Source organism: Microbulbifer sp. ABF4_107, from assembly GCF_056312215.1.
In genome coordinates this window covers 3,056,599-3,078,621 of the sequence record NZ_CM149983.1, presented here as the reverse complement: position 1 = coordinate 3,078,621, position 22,023 = coordinate 3,056,599, and the positions used below count along the sequence as shown (strand labels likewise).

The 22,023-nt window shown below is 59.3% G+C and carries 19 protein-coding genes; 5 read left to right on the top strand and 14 right to left on the bottom strand.

Annotated features, from left to right (window positions below):
* Nucleotides 1-16: 16 nt before the first annotated feature.
* Nucleotides 17-1,648 (top strand): long-chain-fatty-acid--CoA ligase, encoded by a 1,632-nt coding sequence (locus ACYX4K_RS12625; RefSeq protein ID WP_475091773.1) that lies wholly within the window; start codon nucleotides 17-19, stop codon nucleotides 1,646-1,648.
* A gap of 19 nt (nucleotides 1,649-1,667) precedes the next feature.
* Here the strand turns inward: ACYX4K_RS12625 and ACYX4K_RS12620 are convergent, their stop codons facing one another.
* The 4 genes from ACYX4K_RS12620 to cax are packed head-to-tail and all read right to left on the bottom strand — an operon-like array spanning nucleotide 1,668 to nucleotide 5,336.
* A complete protein-coding gene (locus tag ACYX4K_RS12620) occupies nucleotides 1,668-2,069 on the bottom strand; it encodes a hypothetical protein (RefSeq protein ID WP_475091774.1) in 402 nt (133 codons plus the stop codon).
* Nucleotides 2,066-2,455 carry a hypothetical protein gene (locus ACYX4K_RS12615; protein ID WP_475091775.1) on the bottom strand — a complete coding sequence of 130 codons (390 nt, stop codon included), beginning with the start codon at nucleotides 2,453-2,455 and terminating at the stop codon, nucleotides 2,066-2,068. The genes ACYX4K_RS12620 and ACYX4K_RS12615 overlap by 4 nt, the downstream gene beginning before the upstream one ends.
* Nucleotides 2,452-4,254 (bottom strand): DUF1538 domain-containing protein, encoded by a 1,803-nt coding sequence (locus tag ACYX4K_RS12610; RefSeq protein WP_475091776.1) that lies wholly within the window; start codon nucleotides 4,252-4,254, stop codon nucleotides 2,452-2,454. Before ACYX4K_RS12610 ends, ACYX4K_RS12615 begins: the two co-directional genes overlap by 4 nt.
* Before the next feature lie 8 nt (nucleotides 4,255-4,262).
* Complete coding sequence (cax, locus tag ACYX4K_RS12605; RefSeq protein ID WP_475091777.1) at nucleotides 4,263-5,336, bottom strand: calcium/proton exchanger; 1,074 nt, start codon at nucleotides 5,334-5,336, stop codon at nucleotides 4,263-4,265.
* A 155-nt stretch (nucleotides 5,337-5,491) separates the two neighbouring features.
* Between cax and gltS the strand changes: the two genes are divergently transcribed.
* Nucleotides 5,492-6,715, top strand: a complete 1,224-nt coding sequence (gene gltS / locus ACYX4K_RS12600) for a sodium/glutamate symporter (protein ID WP_475091778.1) — start codon at nucleotides 5,492-5,494, stop codon at nucleotides 6,713-6,715.
* A 34-nt stretch (nucleotides 6,716-6,749) separates the two neighbouring features.
* Here the strand turns inward: gltS and ACYX4K_RS12595 are convergent, their stop codons facing one another.
* From ACYX4K_RS12595 to guaD, 4 genes are read right to left on the bottom strand one after another with little or no spacing between them, the layout of a single operon-like run.
* Nucleotides 6,750-7,814, bottom strand: a complete 1,065-nt coding sequence (locus tag ACYX4K_RS12595; protein WP_475091779.1) for a DUF2955 domain-containing protein — start codon at nucleotides 7,812-7,814, stop codon at nucleotides 6,750-6,752.
* Nucleotides 7,815-7,828: 14 nt separating this feature from the next.
* Entirely contained in the window at nucleotides 7,829-9,112 is a 1,284-nt protein-coding gene (locus ACYX4K_RS12590; protein WP_475091780.1) for an MFS transporter, read from the bottom strand.
* A 12-nt stretch (nucleotides 9,113-9,124) separates the two neighbouring features.
* On the bottom strand, nucleotides 9,125-10,411 hold the full coding sequence (locus tag ACYX4K_RS12585; protein ID WP_475091781.1) for an MFS transporter: 1,287 nt from the start codon (nucleotides 10,409-10,411) through the stop codon (nucleotides 9,125-9,127).
* A gap of 37 nt (nucleotides 10,412-10,448) precedes the next feature.
* Nucleotides 10,449-11,786, bottom strand: coding sequence for a guanine deaminase (gene guaD / locus ACYX4K_RS12580; protein ID WP_475091782.1), 1,338 nt, complete (start codon nucleotides 11,784-11,786; stop codon nucleotides 10,449-10,451).
* Nucleotides 11,787-12,017: 231 nt separating this feature from the next.
* On the opposite strand from guaD, the gene ACYX4K_RS12575 reads away from it, so the two are divergent.
* Nucleotides 12,018-12,515, top strand: coding sequence for a hypothetical protein (locus ACYX4K_RS12575; RefSeq protein ID WP_475091783.1), 498 nt, complete (start codon nucleotides 12,018-12,020; stop codon nucleotides 12,513-12,515).
* 84 nt (nucleotides 12,516-12,599) lie between these two features.
* Here the strand turns inward: ACYX4K_RS12575 and ACYX4K_RS12570 are convergent, their stop codons facing one another.
* From ACYX4K_RS12570 to ACYX4K_RS12560, 3 genes are all read right to left on the bottom strand, one after another.
* Nucleotides 12,600-13,889: an HlyD family secretion protein gene (locus tag ACYX4K_RS12570; RefSeq protein ID WP_475091784.1), complete on the bottom strand. Its 1,290-nt coding sequence runs from the start codon at nucleotides 13,887-13,889 to the stop codon at nucleotides 12,600-12,602.
* Nucleotides 13,889-15,439 carry an efflux transporter outer membrane subunit gene (locus tag ACYX4K_RS12565; RefSeq protein WP_475091785.1) on the bottom strand — a complete coding sequence of 517 codons (1,551 nt, stop codon included), beginning with the start codon at nucleotides 15,437-15,439 and terminating at the stop codon, nucleotides 13,889-13,891. Before ACYX4K_RS12565 ends, ACYX4K_RS12570 begins: the two co-directional genes overlap by 1 nt.
* Before the next feature lie 121 nt (nucleotides 15,440-15,560).
* Entirely contained in the window at nucleotides 15,561-16,421 is an 861-nt protein-coding gene (locus tag ACYX4K_RS12560; protein ID WP_475091786.1) for a carboxylate/amino acid/amine transporter, read from the bottom strand.
* Nucleotides 16,422-16,448: 27 nt separating this feature from the next.
* Here ACYX4K_RS12560 and ACYX4K_RS12555 point away from each other — a divergent pair, with 27 nt between their 5' ends.
* Nucleotides 16,449-16,910, top strand: a complete 462-nt coding sequence (locus tag ACYX4K_RS12555; RefSeq protein WP_475091787.1) for a DUF6314 family protein — start codon at nucleotides 16,449-16,451, stop codon at nucleotides 16,908-16,910.
* A 186-nt stretch (nucleotides 16,911-17,096) separates the two neighbouring features.
* Here the strand turns inward: ACYX4K_RS12555 and ACYX4K_RS12550 are convergent, their stop codons facing one another.
* The 3 genes from ACYX4K_RS12550 to ACYX4K_RS12540 all read right to left on the bottom strand — a co-directional run bounded on the left by ACYX4K_RS12550 (nucleotide 17,097) and on the right by ACYX4K_RS12540 (nucleotide 19,978).
* Nucleotides 17,097-17,894 carry a PhzF family phenazine biosynthesis protein gene (locus ACYX4K_RS12550; RefSeq protein ID WP_475091788.1) on the bottom strand — a complete coding sequence of 266 codons (798 nt, stop codon included), beginning with the start codon at nucleotides 17,892-17,894 and terminating at the stop codon, nucleotides 17,097-17,099.
* A gap of 114 nt (nucleotides 17,895-18,008) precedes the next feature.
* On the bottom strand, nucleotides 18,009-19,286 hold the full coding sequence (locus ACYX4K_RS12545; RefSeq protein ID WP_475091789.1) for an inorganic phosphate transporter: 1,278 nt from the start codon (nucleotides 19,284-19,286) through the stop codon (nucleotides 18,009-18,011).
* A 14-nt stretch (nucleotides 19,287-19,300) separates the two neighbouring features.
* Nucleotides 19,301-19,978, bottom strand: coding sequence for a TIGR00153 family protein (locus tag ACYX4K_RS12540; protein WP_475091790.1), 678 nt, complete (start codon nucleotides 19,976-19,978; stop codon nucleotides 19,301-19,303).
* A 212-nt stretch (nucleotides 19,979-20,190) separates the two neighbouring features.
* Here ACYX4K_RS12540 and tfpB point away from each other — a divergent pair, with 212 nt between their 5' ends.
* A complete protein-coding gene (tfpB, locus tag ACYX4K_RS12535; RefSeq protein WP_475091791.1) occupies nucleotides 20,191-21,975 on the top strand; it encodes a type IV pilus assembly ATPase TfpB in 1,785 nt (594 codons plus the stop codon).
* Nucleotides 21,976-22,023 lie beyond the last annotated feature (48 nt).

Genomic DNA, 22,023 nt, shown 5'->3' with positions numbered 1-22,023 from the left:
GATGAGAGGAAAACCCATGTACGGCCAGATGATGAACCTGTCGCTCACCATTACCAATATCATGCGATTTGCCGACAAGGTTTATGGCAGCAGTGAAATCGTATCGGTGACATCCGACAACCCCTACCACCGTTATACCTATGCAGATGCATTCCGTCGTGCGCGCAAGCTGGCCAATGCGCTGGAAAAGCTGGGCGTGCAGCGTGGTGAGTGTGTCGGTACCCTCGCATTGAACGATTACCGTCATCTTGAGCTGTACTACGGAGTTTCCTGCTCGGGAATGGTATGTCACACCATTAACCCGCGACTTTTCCCGGAGCAGCTGGAGTACATCATCAACCACGCCGAAGACCAGTATCTGTTTGTGGATGCGATGTTTGTGCCCGTGGTGGAAAAGCTGGTTGAGAAATTACCAAGGGTAAAGGGCTTTGTGGTGTTGACCGATGAAGCCCATATGCCGGAGTACTCGCGCCTGCCCAATCTGATTTGCTACGAAAGCCTGATTGACGGTGAAGATGACGAGTTCGAATGGCCTGAGCTAGAGGAGGAAACCGCCTCCTCTCTGTGTTACACCTCGGGTACCACGGGAAATCCAAAAGGTGTTCTCTATTCCCACCGCTCCACCGTGTTGCATTGCTACGGCTCTGCGTTACCGGATTCGTTTGGCTTGTCCGGACGGGATGTGGTGATGCCGATTGTGCCCATGTTTCATGTGAATGGCTGGGGACTGGTGTACAGCGGCCCTATGGTTGGCGCCAAGCTGGTGATGCCGGGTCCGAAAATGGGTGACGGCGAAACCCTGTGTACCCTGATCAATGAAGAAAAAGTAACGGCATCGGCCGGGGTGCCGACGGTATGGCTGGCGCTGCTGGATTATCTGGAAAAATCCGGACAGAAGGTGCCGAGCCTGCAGCGACTGACCACCGGCGGCGCCGCCTGCCCGCAACCGATCTTTGACAAGTTCCGTGAACTTTACGATGTGGAAGTCCAGCAGGCCTGGGGCATGACGGAAATGAGCCCGCTGGGTACCTACAATACCCAGAAACCGCATATGGATCACTGGAGTGAAGAAGAGAAAACCCGGATTCGGCTCAAGCAGGGGCGCCCGGTGTATGGTGTGGATATGAAAATCGTCGACGAAAACGACGTGGCACTTCCCTGGGATGGCAAGGCATCGGGTGCAGTGAAAGTACGTGGTTCCTGGGTGATTCAGCGCTACTTCAAGGCAGACACCGATGCCTGCGACGCCGATGGCTGGTTTGAAACCGGGGACGTGGCCACTATTGATGCCGATGGTTATATGCAGATTACCGACCGCACCAAGGATGTCATCAAGTCCGGTGGCGAGTGGATTTCCTCCATCGAGCTGGAAAACTGTGCCATGACTCACCCGCAGGTGGCGGAAGCGGCGGTGATTGGTGTGTATCACGAAAAATGGACCGAACGCCCGCTATTGGTCGTTGTACCCAAAGAGGGCGAGTCGCCAGATCCGGCAGAATTACTGGCGCATTTTACCGGCAAGGTTGCGCGCTGGTGGATTCCGGAAGCCTGTGAGTTTGTGGCAGATATACCGCATACGGCAACCGGCAAGGTCAGTAAAAAGGATTTGCGCGTGCGGTTTGAGAACTATCAGTGGCCCGCGAAGTAGCCGCGCGTTTCTTTTCGCGCTAATGGCTCTCTTCAGTGTGACCTGCTTCTATGGGCAGATCCTCGGGAAGCGAATAGCTGCTGGCTCCCTGTAGCCGCTGTATGGAAGCGAGGCCGCCACCGCTGCGATTCAGTCTGGCGGCTTCGCAGACAAAGGCGAATAGTGTCTCGGCTTCGTTTTCCGGCACAACCACATTGACCAGTCTGGCCAACGCGGGCTCAGGGAGGTGCCCGCGTTTGCTGCGAGCTTCCCGTAACATACCCACTGCCCGCAGCGGTACACTGTGGGCGCGGGTGATTCCCTTTTCCTGCAGCAGTGTTTTTATCAGGCGCAGATCGGTACCGTCATCGGGCACAATAACGCGGATACAGCAAGCGGCTTCCAGTGGTAGTGCCGAGGAAGAAGAGGGTGTTGCCGTCATGCCTGATTATCCACTGCCGCATTTTGCGGTGCGTTCATACGTGCAAGGATTTCTTCGGGAATATAAGTCGCGAGCCGCTGCAGTTCACTCACATACAGATAGCCGCCGCCGGGCGCGTCCAGTCCGCCGGTGTGGTAAATCGCCTCTGCGATCAGGTCGCGCAAGTCAGCGGCGACGACCACGGTCACGACTTCTTTTTCCGTTTCCACCGCAATACCCAGTAGTCCAAGGCGTTCACGGGCGCCCGTGCCGCGGGCCAGATGTACCACACCGCCGGCGACACCGAGATCGCGGCAGGCACGTAGAATGTCGTCGCTGCGGCCTTTCTGTACCACCGCAGTGATCTGCACCGCATCCGTCAGGTAAGTGATGGTTTTATCGGTCATGTGACTTCCTCATTCCTGGATGCGGTAGTGACGCCGTCTTGTTTTGCAGCCCGCGCCTGAGCCCTGGCGCAGTAACGGGACCAGAGCCCGGAGATCATGACGGTGATAATCGGGCCGACCGAAGCCATGGACAGAATGCCGAAACCTTCCACCGCTTGTACGGCATTACCAAAGCCGAGCCCCAGGGCCAATACCAATGGTACGGTGATCGGGCCTGTGGTCACGCCGGCACTGTCCCAGGCCACGTTGACGAATTCTTCGCTGGATAACCAGGTCAGTACCACGGCCACCAGGTAGCAGGGCAGAATCATCCACAGCAACGGCAGATTGAAAATCAGTTTGGCCAAACCCAGTGCAATGCCAAAGGCAACACCCACCGACACTGACAGAATGAGCGTGCGCTTGCGGAATACACCGTTGGTAAGAGTCTCCGCGGTAATACCCAGGGCGTTCAGCGCGGGCTCCGCGATGGTGGCGCCAAAGCCGAGCACCCAGGCAAATACCAGCGCCAGTACCAGGCCGACGGCATAAGTGTAGAGCGGTGAATCCTGCTGCCCCTCGATCGCCATAAAGGCCATTGGCATCATGCCGCCGGCGCTGCCTCCCAGTCTGGACAGACCGTAAGTGAGGCCAATGTTGAAGATGCACATGCCCACAATGGTGAGCAGAATACCAAGGAAGACTTCTCCACGGTTTTTTAGCGGTTCTTTCAACATTAGCCGCAGTACCAGAAAGAGAAAAATCACCAGCGGCAGAATGGCGCGTATCCCCATTACGATTTCCATCCCCGGGCTACGCGCGTACCAGGGGGGTGATTCAACCACCGCGGTACTGGCATTGGCAGCGAGCTGGAGAATTTCTTCGGGAGAGGTGACAAACGACAGAATTATCAGCAGCAACAGTACACCGCCAATAGGGAACAGCGACGCGAGGGTAACGATCCCGAAGCCGGATAGGCCGGAGTCCCCTTTACCCGCCGCCGCGGCAATCCCGATACCCAGTGACAGAACCAGCGGCACCGTCACCGGCCCGGTGGTGACGGCACCGGTATCCCAGGCGAGCCCGATGGCCGAGGCCAGTTGGGGCTGACTGGCCGCATACAGACTGAGGCCGAGTACTGGTACCAGTGCGGCATACACCAGTGGTTTCAGGCTCCAGCCATAAAGAAACCGCAGGGTACCGATAACCGCTGCAAGCCCTACGCTGGCGCCGACCACCAGCACCAGAGTGTCAGACATCTGATTCAGCACCAGGTACAGATAGGGTGCCTGTTCCGCGCTCACATTCTGCCCGGCCGTTTTCAGAGCACCGATTGCGGGTTCGGCAAAGGTTACCCCGATCCCGAGGAGCAGGGTAATCAGCAGAACAACGGGAAGCGCCGCTTTGCGCGGTAACGTTTCACCAATGACTTCACCGAAGGGCATCAGGCCGAGTTTCAACCCTTCCATAAAGAGCATCAGGCCGACGATTACCGCCAGCAGGCCGCCGGTGACAAGCCATGGATCCTCCACCAGTTGTCGCAACACGATGATCTGGAAAAGAGCCAGGTAGGCCGCGAGCGGTACAACGGCGCGTAACTGCTCGCGGAAGCGCACGGAAAAATACGGCCTGAGGATTCTGGAAACCTCACTGGACGTCAGCGACACCGGTGGCTGAGGAAGGCGCACAATACGACCGTCCGCATTCCGCTCGGGCTCCGGCAGCAGTGCGTGGATATCCAGGGTGCGGCGACCGGCGCCGCTGGCGTTCAGGTAATCACCGAAGCGGAATGTTTTTGGCTTCTTGTGGTTCTGTGACATAGCCGACCTCAAGTTGCCATCTGGTCGGGGATGACAAAGTAGGTCAGCGCCAGAATCAGATACACACTGAGCAACTGCACGCCCTTCAGCCAGTCCGAGCGACCATCACCGGCAACCTGCCCGGTAATCAGTACCGCCAGCAGCATGCTCAGAACCAGGCCGCCGGAAAATGCGAGATCCATCGGTTGTGGGCCAATTGTCAGGCTCAGTAACACCAGCAGGGGCGCCACAAACAGCGCGACCTGTACCCCGGAGCCGATGGCGATAGACAGCGACAGATCCATACGGTTTTTCATCGCCGCGGTTATTGCCGATGCATGCTCCGCTGCGTTGCCGAGAATCGCGACGATAAAGACCCCCACAAAAATATTGCTGAGGCCCAGCTCCTCCGCAGCAGGTTCTACGGCGCCCACCAGAATTTCACTCATCCACGCAATAAACACCGTGGCAATGGCGAGTACCGCCAACGCTTTTCCTACGGGCCATGGTGCCTTGTGTGTGCCGTCTTCCGAGAAATCCACGGAGCCTGCAAATAGCGCGCGGTGGGTAATCAGGGAGTAGAGGAGAAACAGCACATAAACCGCCAGCAGGACCACGGAAATGGTAATACTGATAAAACCAAGCCCCCGGGGAACCTGCTCGGCAACGGAGAAGGAGTAAGCTGCGGGCAATATCAGGCCGATGGTGGCGAGGGTAAGCATCGTCGCCTGAGAGCGGGCGCCCTCGGAGCTGTATTGCTGCTGGTGGTGCTTCATGCCGCCGGCCAGCATCGAGGCCCCAAGCACCAGAAGAATGTTGCCGATAATCGAGCCGGCGATAGAAGCCTTGACCACATCGTGCAGTCCCGCTTTCAGGGCCACCAGTGCAATGATCAGTTCGGCGGCGTTGCCGAAGGTGGCATTCAATAGTCCGCCTACACCTTCACCGGCGTGCTCCGCCAGGTGCTCGGTGGCGCGACCGAGCCAACCGGCCAGCGGCAGAATCGCGAGGGCAGAAGTGACAAACACCAGCAAGTGCTGCCCCGGTGCCAGATGTTCCAGGGCCACGGCGATAGGAATAAAAATCAGCAGTAGATTCAGCAAAAGACAACCTCGTGCAAGACTCTTTCAAGAGTAGACGCGGAATAATCCCGACTGTGGTAAGCGGCGCTAAACCTTCTTTATCCAGGAACCTCTGATGAGTCGCGCGAGTAGCCTGCTAGGCTGAAGACTGTGCTTTATCGTGGAGAGGTGCTGGTGTGGAACTGACCGATGGGGTTCTGACTATTGGCTCATTCCTGGCGTTTACCCTCGGGCTGATCGTGCTGTTTGTGGGTAAGCGGATTAACGAGTCTGTCGGTCTGCTTCGGGAGTTTAGTATTCCCGAGCCGGTAACTGGCGGACTATTGTTTTCCGTGGTGATCGCGCTGATTTACGCGGCAACCGGTATCGCCATCGACTTCGAGCTGAATGCCCGGGATGTACTGCTGGTATATTTCTTTACCACCATCGGCATCAACGCCAGCATCAAGGACCTGGTTGCCGGAGGCAAGCCGCTGCTCATACTGCTGGGCGTAACCATCGCCTTTATGCTGGCGCAGAACCTGGTGGGGATCACGGTGGCGCGGCTGTTTGATCTGTCCGCGGCCACCGGTGTTTTGGGGGGCTCTGTGTCGCTGATCGGAGGTCATGGTACAGCGATTGCCTGGGCGCCCAGGATTGCCGAGGACTATGGGGTCGCCAGTGCCATGGAAATCGGCATTGCCTGTGCAACCTTCGGGCTCATCCTTGCCAGTGTGATGGGCGGCCCAATTGCCAAACTGCTGATTGATCGCCATGGTCTGACGCCAGTTCGAGCCGCACCGCTGGATGTTGGTGTGGAAGACAAATCGAAACACAGCGCTATAACCGCGCTGCAGTTTATGGATAGTATCCTGGCGATCCACCTGTGCATCCTGATCGGACTCGGGCTGAATGCGCTGTTGAAATCCCTCGGCCTCGACCTGCCGCTGTTTGTGACCTGCCTGTTTGCAGGCATCGTAATGACCAACCTGGTGCCGCGCACGGTGCCCCGCATTACCGGTATGACCTGGCCCACCCGCACCCCGACCATGGCGCTGATCGCCGAGGTGTCTCTCGGCGCATTTCTCGCGATGTCCCTGATGAGCATGCAACTCTGGACACTGCTGGAGATGGCCGGGCCCATATTGTCCATCCTCGCCATGCAGAGTGTGTTGGTGGCGGTCGTGAGTATCTTTGTCGTATTTCGTGTAATGGGAAAAAATTACGATGCGGCCGTTATTAGTGCGGGATTCGCAGGGTTTACCATGGGGGCAACGCCCACGGCGATGGCGAATATGTCGGCGGTCACCAGTCGCTATGGTGCGTCACACCTGGCGTTTATTATTGTGCCGTTGGTGTGCGCCTTTTTTATCGACCTGGCCAATGCCCTGATGATTCCCGTTTTCCTGAATCACTTTTAATTTTACCGCTTGGCGTTTTTATCTTTTGTTTATGTTATTGGCTGCGGCGGAAGTTTCGCGCCTGCCTGCGACGCCTTCGCCACCATTCCAGCAGCTGCATGGTAAACAGGGCGTATACCGCGACCAGTAGAAACAGCGACATGCGCACCAGAAATGCCCGGTACACATCGTTGCCCACAACACTGTCCTGCACTGCCGCACCGAGCAATATCAGCATGTTCATCAGCGCGTTGCTCCAGAAGCCGGGACTGAAGCGGTTGCGGAATACCTGGTAGCAGCCCGCCGCCACAAACAGGCTCACCAGCAGGATCCAGGCACTGAAAAACCAAAGCTCCACCGCGAAGCCAAGGCACCACCACACCGCAATGGCCAGCAAGCCGCCGGCCAGTGTGGAGCCCACCAGCTCGCGGCCTGCATGGCGCAACTGCAGTTCGCTGGCTTCCCGTCCCAACAGAATGCTTTTCACCAGAAAGGGTAAATTGGTGGTGGGGTTGGTCAGCGTAAACCCAAGCGCAGGCAGCACGATCAGGGTCGCACGCAGGGACAGCCAGTGATCATCGAATGGTGTAGTCGACTGTGCCGGTGGCGCGAGTGCCGCGTCTTCCGGGAAAAATGGATACACAAGCCACAGACTGAAAATGGCGAGGGCTAGCCCCAGCACCAGTGCTTCCACCAATGCGGAAGCGAGAGCCGAACTCGCGACATCCGCCACGGGAATGACGGTAAACCCCAGGGCCAGCAATGTACCGGGCAGCGCCTTGCCTCCACCGATGGCGAGGCGATTACTGAAATAGGTTCCGGCGGCGATGATCAGCAGTGCGGTGAACGGTGCCTGCTGCAGTAACGGGCCAATCAGAATGCCTACGGTAAGTGCGGCGGCCATAAACAGCAGCAGCCCGAGCGCTCCGCGAAGATCCGGTGGCGGCTTTGGCGCCGCTGCCACCAGCACCGCAAATACCGGTGCGACAAAGGGAATACCAATATTGAGGCCGTAGCACAGCGCCAGTGCGAGCGCGGTGGTAAAGGCGAGCCGGTAGCAGCGGCGGGCCGCCAGCGGTAATGGCGAGGAGGTTGAGGATGTGCGGTTGCGGGCAGTCATGGAAATGCCCGGCGCTATTCCACTGCGTGGAGTGCGCGCATTTTTGGATAGGTTTCACGCATGAACAGCGCGATCAGCAAGGCAATCACAATGGCCAGTAGCAGTGGCCGCGCGGCAAATTGTGCGAGTTCGGCGGAGGCGGGCACCAGTCCCTCGGCCTGGCCAAGACCGATGCGCATACCCGGGCGGCTGATCATGATGCCACCGACAATAAACATGACACCGTTGACGATGGCCGCCGAGGTGCCGATGTTCTCTGGCTCCACCACATCGGAGGCGGCGCTGAAAGCCAGCATATGTGCGGAGTTGCCAAAGCCAAACGCAAAACAGAGAGACATGTCTGCCGCTGCTTCCATGGGCGGAGCAAATAAAATCAGCGCGAGCGCGAACAGCTGGATCGCAATCCCCACGATGGTGGGCAGCTTGCGCCGTTGCAGACGATCCGACAGCCACGGAGTGATAAAACAACCGGCGGCAAGTCCCAGCCACAAAAAGGACGCGGCGAGATTGGCTGTTGCAGGCTCAAGCCCGCGCACCATCATCAGCTTCGGCCCCCACACCACACCGAGTGCGAGCATTACTCCGAAGCAGAGTGCGCCGAATGCCGATGCCACCCACACCATGGGGACAGCCCCCACCTTCCTGAGCGCGCGGATGACACTGCGCAGAAACGGCCGTATACCGCGTGCGCCGGCAACCTCGACGGGCACGGGATCCCGCAAGCGTAAAACGGCAATAATTAGCAGGGCCAAGCCAAAACCGGCGGCCATGGTAAACAGCTCCCGCCACGGCCAGGATTCCAGTGCGCGGGTCAGCAGGTTCTGATTGAACGCGGAGAAAAGGGAAGCCGAAAACTGCACCAGACCGAACATCAGGCTGAACTTGGCCCAGCCAAACCAGGTGCCGCCAATATACCCCGCGCCCACAAACCCGGTGCAGGCACCGAGCGCGATAAATACCTGGGAGAGCAGAAGCATGGAAAAACTCTGCGCGCGGGCAAACAGGAAGATACCGATGGTGACCAGAACAATCGCCGGCAATAAGACCTTGCGCGCTCCCAGTCGATCCAGCAGTGGCCCGGCGAGGAACTGGAAGATGGCGAACACCCAGGTGTAGAGCGCGGCGATAAAGCCTACTTGCGCGACACTCAGCCCCACATCTTCCTGCACCCGTGCGTTGACGATGGAATAGCCGGTCTGGAAACTGAAGTAGTACACCACAAAGGCGACTCCAATCAGCCACGCCCCCCAGGCGCGCCAGCCACCGAGAGGGGGGCTCTGCCCTGCGCCGGTACCCACGTCAGCTACTCCTCAGCCATGTCCCTGCTGTGGATAAGTTTCCCGCATAAACAGCGCGATCAGCAGGGCCAGCGCACCGGCAATAATCAGCGGGATACTGGCGTACTGCGCCAGTGCCAGTGACTCCGGTTGTATGCCCTTTTCCACGCCGACGCCGATACGGAATCCCGGCCGGCTGATCAGGATGCCGCCGAGGATAAACATGATGCCATTGACGATGGCCGCGGACGTGCCGATCTGGTGCGGCTGCACAACATCGGCGGCAGTACTGAACGCGAGCATATGGGAGGCGTTGGCAAAACCGAGAATAAAGCACAGTGTCAGCGCCAGGCCGCTGCCAAGACCGGGAATAAACAGCAGCCCGAGCAGCGCCGCCAATTGAATGGCACAGCCCACAACCATGGTGCGCTTGCGGCGTTTGATGACATCGGACCAGTGGGGTACCACCGCGCTGCCGGCCGCCAACCCGAGCCACAGAAGCGAAGAGCCGAGCGCCGCGGAAGAGGGGCTGAGTCCATGCACCATCAGGATTTTTGGCATCCACACCACCCCTAAAGCCAGTAGCATGCCAAATGACAGCGCACCTACCAGTGCCGCCACCCATACGTGTCCGATCTTGGCGACGCTTGCCAGGCTTTTCAGAACGCCGACAAAAAAGTTGTCCCCACTGCTGTCGGCCTCATGCACCACCGGTGTCGGATTGCGGATAAAGATCAGGCCCAATACAAACAGCACCACGCCGAATATCGCGGTGGCGTTAAACAGGGTGCGCCAGGTGGTCGTCTCCAGTGCCATGCTGATCAGGTTCACCGAGAAGGCGGACGTCAGTGCGGCCATGACCTGTACCAGACCAAACATAAAACTGAACTTGGCCATACCGAACCACTGGCCGCCGATATAGCCTGCGCCGACAAACCCCACACAGGAGCCAACCGCAACCACGATCTGGGAGACCAGCAGCATGGTGTAGCTCTCGGCATTGGCAAACAGGAAAATACCGAGGGCAACCAGGGCAATGGCAATAGGGATCACCTTGCGCGCGCCCAGCCGGTCAAGCAATGCACCACCAAAAAACTGGGAGATGGCAAAGGCCCAGGTGTATACGGCGGCAATACCACCGATCTGTTTGATCGTCAGGCCGACATCTTCCTGCACACTGGGATTCACGATGGAGTAGCCGGTCTGGAAACTGAACAGATACACCACAAACAAAACGGCGAGTGTCCACACCCACCAGGCCATGGCACCGCCGAGCTTGGGGGCGCCAGCGGCAGAAGCGTTATCACGGGTGGCAGACATGGCTGGCCTCCATCAATTTCTAATTACGGACGCGGGTTTATCGGGCTTTGGCCTGCTCGTATTGCAGTTTGCCGGCGATATAGGTGGCCTGGACCGCGCGGTCGTCGCCGAGGGTCATCTGCACAAACAACGCCTCGTGGATGTCTTCCACAAACTGCATGCGGTAATCAATGATCGGAGTGGACTTCATATCGAGTACCACCAGATCCGCTTCCATTCCCGGGGCGATGCTGCCCACCTTGTCGTCGATATACATGGCGCGGGCGGTGCCGCGGGTCGCGAAATAAAATGCGTGCCCCGCCGTGAGCGCCTTGCCATTCAGCTGCGCCGCTTTGTATGCCTCATTCAGTGTGGCAAGGATCGAAAACGAAGTGCCGGCGCCGAGATCGGTGCCGATGCCTACCCGTACCGGGCGCTTGGGATCTTTCGCGCGATACACGTCGAGATAGCCACTGCCGAGGAAAAAGTTTGATGTCGGGCAGTGGGAAATGGCGGAGCCGGTGTGATGCATGCAGCAGAGCTCGTCTTCGGTCAGGTGGATACCGTGACCAAACACCGCCCGAGGCCGACACAGTTTGCTGTGGTCGTACACATCCAGATAACCCTTGCGGTCGGGGAACAGCTCTTTGACCCAGGCAACCTCATCCATATTTTCCGACACGTGGGTCTGCATATAGCAGTCCGGGAATTCGTCCCACAGTGCGCCGGCGGAATCCAGCTGATCCGCGCTGCTTGTCGGCGCAAAGCGCGGGGTAATGGCATACATCAGACGGCCGCGGTTGTGCCACTTGCTGATCAGTGCCTTAGAGTCGTCGTAACCACTCTGGGTGGTATCCAGCAGGTAGTCCGGTGCATTGCGGTTCATCAGCACCTTGCCCGCCGCCATGCGCATGCCCAGGCGCTCGGCCTCTTCAAACAGGGCATCGACGGACTGGGGGAAGACAGTGCAGTAGACACAGCTGGTGGTGATACCGTTTTTCAGACACTCATCGAGAAACACTTTCGCCACCGATGCGGCGAAGGCCTTGTCCGCGTATTTGCGTTCCGTGGGAAAAGTGTATTTGTTCAGCCAGTCCAGCAGCTGCTCGCCAAAGGCGGCAATCATGGGGGTTTGCGGAAAGTGCACATGACTGTCGAGAAAGCCTGCGGTGATCAGAGCGTCCGCGCCGTAGTTGCGAACCTTCAGGTCTTTCGGCAGCTGCGGCTGGATCTGATCCGCGGGGCCGAAATGGGTAATCACACCATCGCCAAATGCCACTATGGCATCTGACTCGTAACACAGGGTGTCCTCGACACTGGAAGCGAAAGGGTCGCCGGTAAATGTCAGCACCGGACCGCGGATAGCGCTGTCCGGAACCGGGTTGGAAGAAGGCATTCGATTCCTCCGCAAACTGCTTGGGTACTACTTCATTGGGGGAAAAATTTGCGCGCTCCGGGTCTGCGTCGTGTAAGGCAGACCAGATCAACCACCCGTTCGGCATCGCGGAATAAGGAGCTACTCTAGTAGTTAAGCATCAATTTCCTTTTGTCGAGCCGAATAGAGGCGGTATTGCTTTCGCTTTGGCGAAATATCAGTAATTTCTGGGTGTGTCTGCGGAGTCTATGAATGACCAAGTCCACGATGTCGTTTCTACGTGCGGAGCTGGCGGAAACACCGACCAATGCACAGCGGTTGTTTCTGCTTTATTACAACGGTGTCCTGGTGGACCTGGTGGTGCTCAATCTGTTCGCGGAGTTTTCCGAGAACGTCGAAATTAAATCGTTCAGCATTTCTCTGCTGGCGGCGATACTGCTGCAGCTGCTGTTGAAACTGACCATTGCCGTGGAGCACCGGGTCGCAGAATTTTTTACGCGGTACACCAGCGGCTTCTCGCGTTTTCTGCGTTACTTCTGCGCCTGGCTGGTGTTATTTGGTTCGAAGTTTGTGATTCTGGAAGCGATCACTCTGGTATTCGATGAGGACGTGCGCTTTCACGGAATGTGGCACGGCGTGGTTACCCTGATTGTGGTGGTCGTGGTGATGCTGGTGGCCGAAGAGCTGGTGGTGCGTCTGTTTCGCCGGCTGCGTTTCCGCGATCAGGGCGCGGAAGCGGAGAAGAAATAGGAGCGAAATAGGGGAAAAATCGGAGAATAAACAGAAGCTGCGGCCCTGGCGCCGCGCTGTATAAATTTTTCCAACACCGCGCGATCAGTAGGCGTAGGACAGATAGCTCATGACGCGGATATAGAGCTTCCCCAGCTGGCGCAGGATAAGGTGTTCGTCGCTGTAGGCGATCACCGAGGCCTGGCCGCCTATGCGCAGTTGTGCGAGTACCTCCGGCGGTGGCGCTTCATCAAACGTTACCCGCACCGGGAATCGCTGAGCCTGGCGCAGCCAGTCGCGGTTGTTCTGAATTTCCGGCAGTGCGCCAGGGGTTGGGGTTCTGCCCGCATTTACCCCCGCACCGATATCCAGTATCCGTCCCTTCAGTACTTTGCCGGGCAGGGAGTCCAGCAGGATTTCCACCGGCGTGCCTTGTTGCAGGTGCCCCAGGTTGTTCTCGGTATAGTCCGCGGCGATCCAGAAATCCTCCCGGGAAATCAGTGTCAGTACCGCATTGCCGGTGCCCGCATAGCGCCCGACCTCGACGCGCAGGTCGGTGATGATTCCATCCTTCTGGGCGATGACCGTGGTGTTGTCCAGGTCGAGCTGCGCCTCGTTGACCGCCGCGCGGGCGACTTTCAGCAGCGAATTGTTGTGCTCGGAATCCCCCCCTTTCTGCTCGATGGCCTGTTGAATGGCCGCTTCTGCCGCGATGACCTTGGCGCGCGCCTGTTCGAGATTGGCGCGGGAGATTTCCAGGCGACGGACGGAGATGGTACCTGGGTCACTGTCGCGCAGGTGTCGCAAACGCGTGTAGTCCTGCTCTGCTTCAAGGCGCGCGGCAATGGCGGCACGCAGGTTGGCGCGGGCCTGTTGCACCACCGCGTCTCCGGCCGCCACCTGCTGCCAGGCGTTGTCCAGGTTCGCGCGGGCGGTTTGCAGCGCCAGCTCATACTGGGTGGCATCGATGGCGAACAGCTTGTCGCCCTGTTGGACACGCTGGTTGTTCTCGACCCACACCTCGGTGATCACCCCGGCTATTTTGGGGGCAACTCCGACCACATAGCCCTGCACCCGCGCCTGCGAGGTATAGGGGGTGAAGCGGTCGGCGAGGAGGTAGAGGCACAGTGAGACGAGGATCAGCGCCAGCAGGATCTTTACACCCCGCCCGACGGCCTTTGCGGGTGTTTCTTTTGCTTCCGTTTCCGGAGATACCCTATCGGCCCCTGTTGTTGCGCGGTCGCCGGACGGCGCGGGTGGAGGTGGAGGTGCAGCTGGAGGTGCACCTGGAGAGACGGGCGCGGACGATTCCCCGCCGGCCGATTGTGCCGCGGCGATCTCGTCCAGGGTTTGCTGCCCCGGTTGTTTGTTACTGGCCTGTTTGCGTGGATCCATTACGGGGTTGTGCCCGCGTCAGCGTCGGGCAGCGGCTCCTCAAGCAGATTTCCCCAATTGGTGCGCTCCAGCATCTGGTAGCGGGTGTCGGTGGGGATCAGGTCATCGACGGTGGCATCGCGCCAGCCACCGCCGAGGGATCGGTACAGTTCAATAATGGCAGCTACATGGTCACCGCGGTTGATTACCACCAGGTCCGACTGGGCAAATACCGCAGCCTGGGCGTCCAGCACTCGCTGGAAATCGGAGTAACCCTCCTGGTAGCGGCGGCTGGCAATGTCCAGGGAGCGCTGCGCGGCCACCAGGGACTCATCGAGAATGCGCTGGCGTGCATCAGTCTGGGCGATACGGCTGGCGGCGTCGTCGATTTCCCGCGCGGCCTCGAGGACCGTGGCGCGGAACAGCTCCAGCAGCTGCTGCAGGCGCGCGTCCTGTACCCGCACGTTATTTTTCAATCGGCCGTAGTTGAAAATATTCCAGCTGAGCGCCGGGCCTACCGCCAGTGTGGATACATCCGGCAGCCCACGGAGACTGGTGCCCGCCCAGCCGAGGGTGCCGAACAGGGAGATAGCCGGGTAGAGGTCGCTCATGGCCACGCCGATCTGTGCCGACTGTGCCGCGGCATCCCAGGCGGCGGCGCGCACATCCGGGCGACGCAGCAGCAGGTTGACCGGTGTCTGCCGGAGAGGAATCTGTTCGATATTGGGCAGTTGATCTGTCGCGCCGGCGAGTTCCGGCAGGTCTCCCGGAGCGCGTCCCAGCAGGGCACAGAGGGCGTTGCGTTGCAGTGACTGTGTCAGCCGCAGAGTGGGGATGGTGGCGAGACTGGCGAGATACTGGGTACGCGCCTGCTGCAGGTCCAGTTCCGACTGCTGGCCGCTATCGAACAGCTGACGGGTAATGTCCACATTGCGTTGCTGCAGTGCGATATTGCGCTGGGCAATATCGATGCGTTGCAGGGTTGTCTTGTAGCCGTAATACAGCCTGGCCACTTCCGCCGCCAGCAGTACCTGGCCATCGCGCTGGTTGGCGATGGAGGCAAAAAAGGCGGCGTCTGCGGATTCTATGCCGCGGCGGAAACGCCCCCAGAAGTCCATTTCCCACTGCAGGTTGAAGGCGATGTCGCCGGTGCGGTAGTCCCGGTGGTCGTCGTCCGGCCCACCGTGCAGGTACTCGGATACATAGGCGCCACTGCCGTCGATTCGCTGTATCTGTGGATATTTCAGGCCAACGGCAATGCCCAGGGCCGCACGGCTTTCGAGAATGCGCAGCCCGGCAATCTGCAGGCTCGGGTTTTCACGGCGGGCAAGGGCAATCAGGTCGTTCAGGATGGGGTCGCCCAGGCGGTGCCACCACTGGCTGATATCCGTCGCATCGGGGTCCTGATAGGTCTGACCGTAGAGATTCGGCTGCCAGGCGGACAGCCAGGTCACGTCCGGCTCGCGGAAATTGGGCCCGAGCGGGGCACAGGCAACCAGCCCCGTCAGAATGGCGACGAGTAACAGGTGATTGCAGCGTGGCCACAGGCGGGGTGATTCACTCGGTGGCATCGCTGCGAGGGCTTTCCGCTGCGTCCATCATTCACAATTCCTTGTGCGCGGTGAATGCGAACAAGTTCGGCGCTATCCCGCGCCCGCATCCGGCAGCAATTATAGCAGCCGCCAATCCCGCTCAATGGGGCACCCGGTTTCGCCGTTCGCTGAGTACCACTGCGGCGACGATGATGGCACCGCCGAGCGCCAGCCGCGGCAGATCTGCATCCCGGTTCCAGATCAGCAGGTTGACCAGCAGCCCGGCGGGAATCAGTGCGTTGTTCATGGCCGCGAGGGTGCCGGGAGATACCTGGGTGGCGCCCTTGTTCCACAGGAAATAACCGACGCCCGAGGCGATGGCACCCAACCACAGCAAGATGCCCCATTGCACACCGCTGCTCGGGTACTGTGGCTTGCCGAGTATCAACCAGGCGAGGGTGGCAACGATACTGGCACCGATAAAAAACCAGCCGAAGGTCTGCCGGGGTGGCAATGTGTTCCCGCGGCTTTGCTGAGATTGCATAAACTGCTTGTAGGCCACCTGGCCGCTGGCAAAACAGAGATTGGCACCCTGGACCACAAGAAAGCCGGTCCAGTAATCACCGCTGAGATTATTCCAGCGGATAATGGCGGCGCCGCATACTGCGATAGCGGCGATCAGCAGGTTCAAGGGAGAAAACCTTCGTGCCATCAGGTCGTAGATCAGGGTGATATATACCGGGGTGAAGATGGTAAACAGCAGCACTTCGGGCACGCTGAGCAGCAGGAAGGACTGGTAGTAAAACAGGTACATCAATCCCAGCTGCACGGCGCCGATGGCCATCAGGATGAGCGCGGTACGTGGTGGAGTACGCCAGTTGAGAAATGGCAGAAATACCAGCGCCGCCAGCAGTACCCGGGTGAGTACGGAAAAGTAGCTGTCCACCTGGCCGGCGAGGTAAACGCCGATCAGGCTGAAAGAGAATGCCCACAGGAGGGTGATAAGGATCAGCAGAATCATGAATAGGTGCGATGTCCGGTGAATGCAGTGGTGGATTACAAAGCTTTGTTGGCGTTAGCGCAATTGGTTGAGCGGTTAAAGAAGGTGCGCGCATTCAGTTTTAATGCGAGCAACGGGCCCGGGTCGCAAACCAACTGGCGCGGGCACGGGCGCGGCGAGGTGGCGGTGACGAGTTTCGGTGCGCACACTCTGTTTGCGGAGCGGGCGGAGTTTACCGATGGCGACGGCCACAAGATCGATCTGCAGAACACCTACCGCTGGACGCGCTGTGTTGATTTTGTGCGCCTTGAGCATTTGCGGCGGGAAGAGCCGGTTTTGTTATTTAATCTGGTTCCGGTGACGGAGCACGGGTTTCGTCATCAGTCTCCGCATTTATGTGGAGAGGATACGTATACCGCCGACCTGATTCTGCATTCGGATGAAATCGAGTTGATCTGGCAGATTGATGGGCCGCGGAAGAATGAGCGGCTGCATTACCACTATTGGTAGTCCTTTGTGTGCTCCGTAGCAGGTTGGGTGGCGGCGCCGCTACCGGGTGCAAACTTGTGAGACACGCCGTGAACCCATCCCTGGGGGCTCTTCCGCGAGGTCCCTCTCGCGGAAGGTCTCACAAGTTTGCACCCGGTATCGCCGCCTTCTCTCGAAACTATTTACTTCGAACTGACCACCGTAGCTTTACAGAGTGATCTGACCCCGCAAATAAGTTACTGCCTTGCCCCGCATAATCACCCGATCACCTTTCAATTCACAATCCAGCTCACCGCCACGGGGTGAAATCTGTTTTGCCTTGAGTGCAGTCTTGTCCAGCTTCTCCGCCCAGAACGGCATCAAGTAGGTGTGGGCAGAACCGGTTACCGGATCTTCATCGATGCCAATGGCCGGGGCGAAAAAGCGGCTGACAAAGTCGCAGTCGAATCCGTCGCCCGGCGCGGTGCAGATCAGCCCCTTGTAGGGCAGGTTGGCGACAGCGCGCATATCGGGATCGAGGGCGGCAATGACCTCTGATGACGCAAACTCTACCAGCAGCTGGTCACTGGAGCCGGCGACTTCCATGGCCGACAGCGGCTCGGCGCCGAGTGCATCGGAATATTCCTTGCCGAGTCCGACTGGCTGGATGTTCTGCGCGGGGAAATCCAGGGCCAGTAGTTCGCCGTCACGGCGCACAATCAGCTCGCCGCTGCGGGTAAAAAAGTGAATCTCGTCGTCGGTGAACCCCAGTTCCGTCCACAGCAGGTGCGCGGTGACCAGGGTGGCGTGACCGCACAGGGGGACCTCTTCGCCGGGGGTGAACCAGCGCAGTTCGAAGCCGTTGCCGGCTGGGACGGTGTAGGCGGTTTCGGCAAGGTTGTTCTCCGCGGCGATCTGTTGCAGCAGCGCGTCGTCGAGCCAGCGGGTCAGCGGTACGTAAGCGGCGGGGTTGCCTTTGAAGAGTTCCGAGGTGAAGGCGTCAGCCTGGTAAATGGGCAGTTGCATGGAGGGATCCTTCTCACATTGCCAGTGCAAATTGAACACAAATAAAAAAGGGAGAGCTAAACAGCTCTCCCTTTTTATCAAGTGCGCCAGGTAATTTCTATTACCGTTCCAGTATTACCAGCCAAAGACGCCCTTGAAGAAGAAGAAGAACAGAATCGCCAGGCCGGCACCGGCGGGCAGGGTGACGATCCAGGAGGCGGCGATGGTGGTGATCATGCGCAGGTTCAGTGCGCCGATACCGCGCGCCAGGCCAACCCCCAGTACCGCACCTACCAGGGTGTGGGTGGTGGAGATGGGCAGACCGGTGCCGGAGGCGAGTACCACGGTGGAGGCGGCACCCAGCTCGGCGGCGAAGCCGCGGCTCGGGGTCAGCTCGGTGATCTTGCGGCCGATGGTGGCCATTACCTTGAAGCCGTAGGTAGCGAGGCCGACCACGATACCGGCACCACCCAGCAACAGGATCCACGGAGGCATGACCGCCTTGGCGGTGACAGCGCCCTGTTGCACGGTGTTGACCACCGCGGCCAGCGGACCCACGGCGTTGGCCACGTCGTTGGAGCCGTGGGCAAAGGCCATGGCACAGGCGGTGAAGATCATCAGGATGGCGAATACGCGCTCCACGTTGGCGAAGCGGTTGTCTTTTTCCATGGAGGGATCACGCTTGATGCGCTTCAGCAGTACGATGCCAATACCCATCACGATCAGGCCGATCACGCCGGCGATCAGCGCGTCCTGCCAGAAGGACAGGGTGATACCGGCGTCCTTGAATACATGTTTAAGCCCCTTGGTCAGCGTCACCATGGCAATCATCCAGCCCACCGCGAACATATAGATGGGGATATAGCGCTTGGCGTTGGTAAAGGGATCTTCGGTGTTCAGGATCAATCGCTGCACGCTGCGGAACAGCAGGAAGGAGATGGTGCCGGCGAGAACCGGAGAGACCACCCAGCTGGCGACGATACTGGCCACCTTGCCCCAGGCCACCGCGTCCACGGAGATGCCCACCGCGGAGAAGCCGACAATGGCGCCGACAATGGAGTGAGTGGTGGATACCGGCCAGCCGAGAATACTGGCGATCATCAGCCAGGTACCTGCGGCCAGCAGGGCGGAGAGCATGCCGTAGACCAGCAGTTCCGGGCGATCGTTGAACAGATCCGGGGCGATGATGCCCTTGCGGATGGTGGAGGTGACCTCGCCGCCGGCTAAATAGGCGCCGGCAAATTCGAAGATCATGGCGATAATGATCGCCTGTTTGATGGTCAGTGCGCGGGAGCCAACGGACGTGCCCATGGCGTTGGCTACGTCGTTGGCGCCCACCCCCCAGGCCATAAAAAATCCAAATACACAGGCCAGTATCAGAAAGATATGGCCGTACTGAGCAATGATATCCACGATTTCTCTCCCCGTTATCGCGCCAGCAACAGCTGCAATCGGTTGCCCACGCCGTGGGCCTCATCTGCCAGGTCACCGACCCACTCGATAATGCGGTAGAGGAAAATCACGTCTACCGGTGGCAGGTCTTTTTCTAATTTGAACAGTGCGGCGCGCACTTCCACTTCCAGCTCGTCGGACTTGCGCTCGAGGTCGTCCAGCTCTTCGGTCATGCGGCGGGCAATATCCACTTCGCGCCCGGCAAAGCCGGATTCCAGCAGCTCGTCCAGCTCATTGATGGCAGTCAGGGCCTGGGCGGATGTGGCGACTGCGCTTTCCACGAAGGTGGCCATCATGGCGTGCATAGAAGCGGGGATCTGCATCTGACGGCCGATCGCCAGGCCGGCGATGTCCTGAGCGGTGTTGGCCACCTTGTCCTGCACGTGCAGCAGCTCCAGCAGGTCGGTGCGGGAGACCGGCATAAACAGGCTGTCCGGCAGGTGCAGGCGCAGGTCTTTCTTGATGTCGTCGGCGCGGTTCTCACTGGCGGAGATCCGCTGTTGTACGGTTTTGGCAGTGCTGAGGTCGCCCTTCATAAGGGCTTCAAAGAAGGGCACCAGATCCGCTGACGCCTCGTGGGCAGTCGCCATGTGCTCCTTGATCGGCTTGATCGGCGAGCGGCCGAACAGGTTGGCGATATTGGACAGGGGCATGGTCTGTTCCTTTTTCCGGTCCTGACAGTTGACGAAAAGACCGCCTGGTGACGTGAGCAGCGGCCAAATTTGGCGGCATGGTACCCCAACCTGTGCGCAGGGCACAGTGACGTGACGGTTTCGTTACCATTGGGGGCAACCGGCGCACTGTTGCGGCTCGCCATAAGAGCTACAATGCGCCTTCACAATAAAGCGTAGACGGATGACAGGGTATGGCTGTAAGCACTGGGACAAGAGGGGCGGACCGGGTTCTCGATCTGCCCGGATTGCTGGAAGACCTGGTGGGCCAGGGGTATGTGGCGCGTATGGACGCCAATCGCCTGATCGGCACCCCGCGCACCGCCGAGCAGGCGCAGATGCACCCGCTCACCTACATTGCCAGCTGTGAGCTGCCCAATCAGAAAAAGCCCGGTAAGACGCTGGACGCGGCCACACTTACCCAGTGGCTGGCGGATACTTCTTCCCACGGCCTCTACCATATCGACCCGCTCAAGGTGAATGTGGCGGAAGTGACCGAGGTGATGAGCTTCCAGTTCGCCAAGCGCCACCAGATCCTGTGCGTCGAAGCCTCCAAGGAAATGCTGCTGGTGGCCACCGCTCAGCCCTACACCTCGGGCTGGGAAGAACAGCTGGAACACACCAGCGGCCGCACCGTGCAGCGGGTGGTGGCGGACCCCGCCGATATCAAACGCTACGGCACCGAGTTTTACTCCCTGGCTAACTCCATCTCCGGGGCCAGTGGTCTCAAGGGCAGCTCCGGTGCAGGCAACTTCGAGCAGCTGCTGGAGCTTGGCAACCTCAAGGATCCGGAAGCCAACGACCAGCACATCGTCAATATCGTCGACTGGCTGCTGCAGCACGCCTTCGACCAGCGCGCCAGTGATATTCACATCGAGCCACGAAGGAACATCGGCCGTATCCGCTTCCGTATCGACGGCGTACTGCACCCGATCCACGAGTTGCCGGATCAGGTCAACGCCGCCGTCACCAGCCGCCTGAAGATTCTCGGTCGCATGAACGTGGCGGAGAAGCGCAAACCCCAGGACGGCCGTATCAAGACCAAGCGCCCGGACGGCAGCGAGGTGGAACTGCGGCTTTCCACCCTGCCCACCGCTTTTGGTGAAAAGCTGGTAATGCGGATCTTCGACCCGGAAGTGCTGGCGCGCTCCTATACCGACCTCGGCCTCGCCGGTGACGACCTGGCGCGCTGGCACAAAATGCTGGGCCGCCCCAATGGCATTGTGCTGGTGACCGGCCCCACCGGTTCCGGTAAAACCACCACCCTCTATACCGCGCTCAAGCAGCTGGCCTCCACCGAGGTCAATGTGTCCACCATCGAAGACCCCATTGAGATGGTGGAAGACAGCTTTAACCAGACTCAGGTGCACTACAGCATTGGCCTGGACTTCGCCGCCGGTATTCGCACCCTGATGCGTCAGGATCCGGACATCATCATGGTGGGCGAGATCCGCGACCTGGAAACCGCGCAGATGGCAGTGCAGGCCGCGCTTACCGGCCACCTGGTGATCTCCACCCTGCACACCAACGACGCCCCCACCGCAGTAACCCGTCTGCTGGATCTCGGGCTTCCCCATTACCTGTTGAAGTCCACCGTGCTGGGGGTGATGGCCCAGCGTCTGGTCAGAACCCTTTGCCCCAGTTGCAAGCGCAAGGCGCAAGTGAGCGACGAGGACTGGCAGGCGCTGGTGAAACCCTGGAAGGCGCCAAAGCCGGAAGTGGTGTATCAGCCGGAGGGCTGTCTCGATTGCCGCAATACCGGCTACCGCGGCCGTCAGGGTATTTACGAAATCCTGCCGTTCAGTGAGGGCATCCAGTCCCTGGTGACCCACGACTGCGATCTGCAGCAGGTACGCAGGCAGGGGATGCGTGAAGGCATGAACAGCCTGCGCCTGTCCGGCGCACGCAAGGTGGCTGCAGGCATCACCACTGTGCAGGAAGTGCTGCGGGTGGCTCCGCCACCAGATATCGCTTTCTGAGAGTTTTGTAGGGTGGATGAGAACTTGCAATAATTCCCAGCTGGCGCA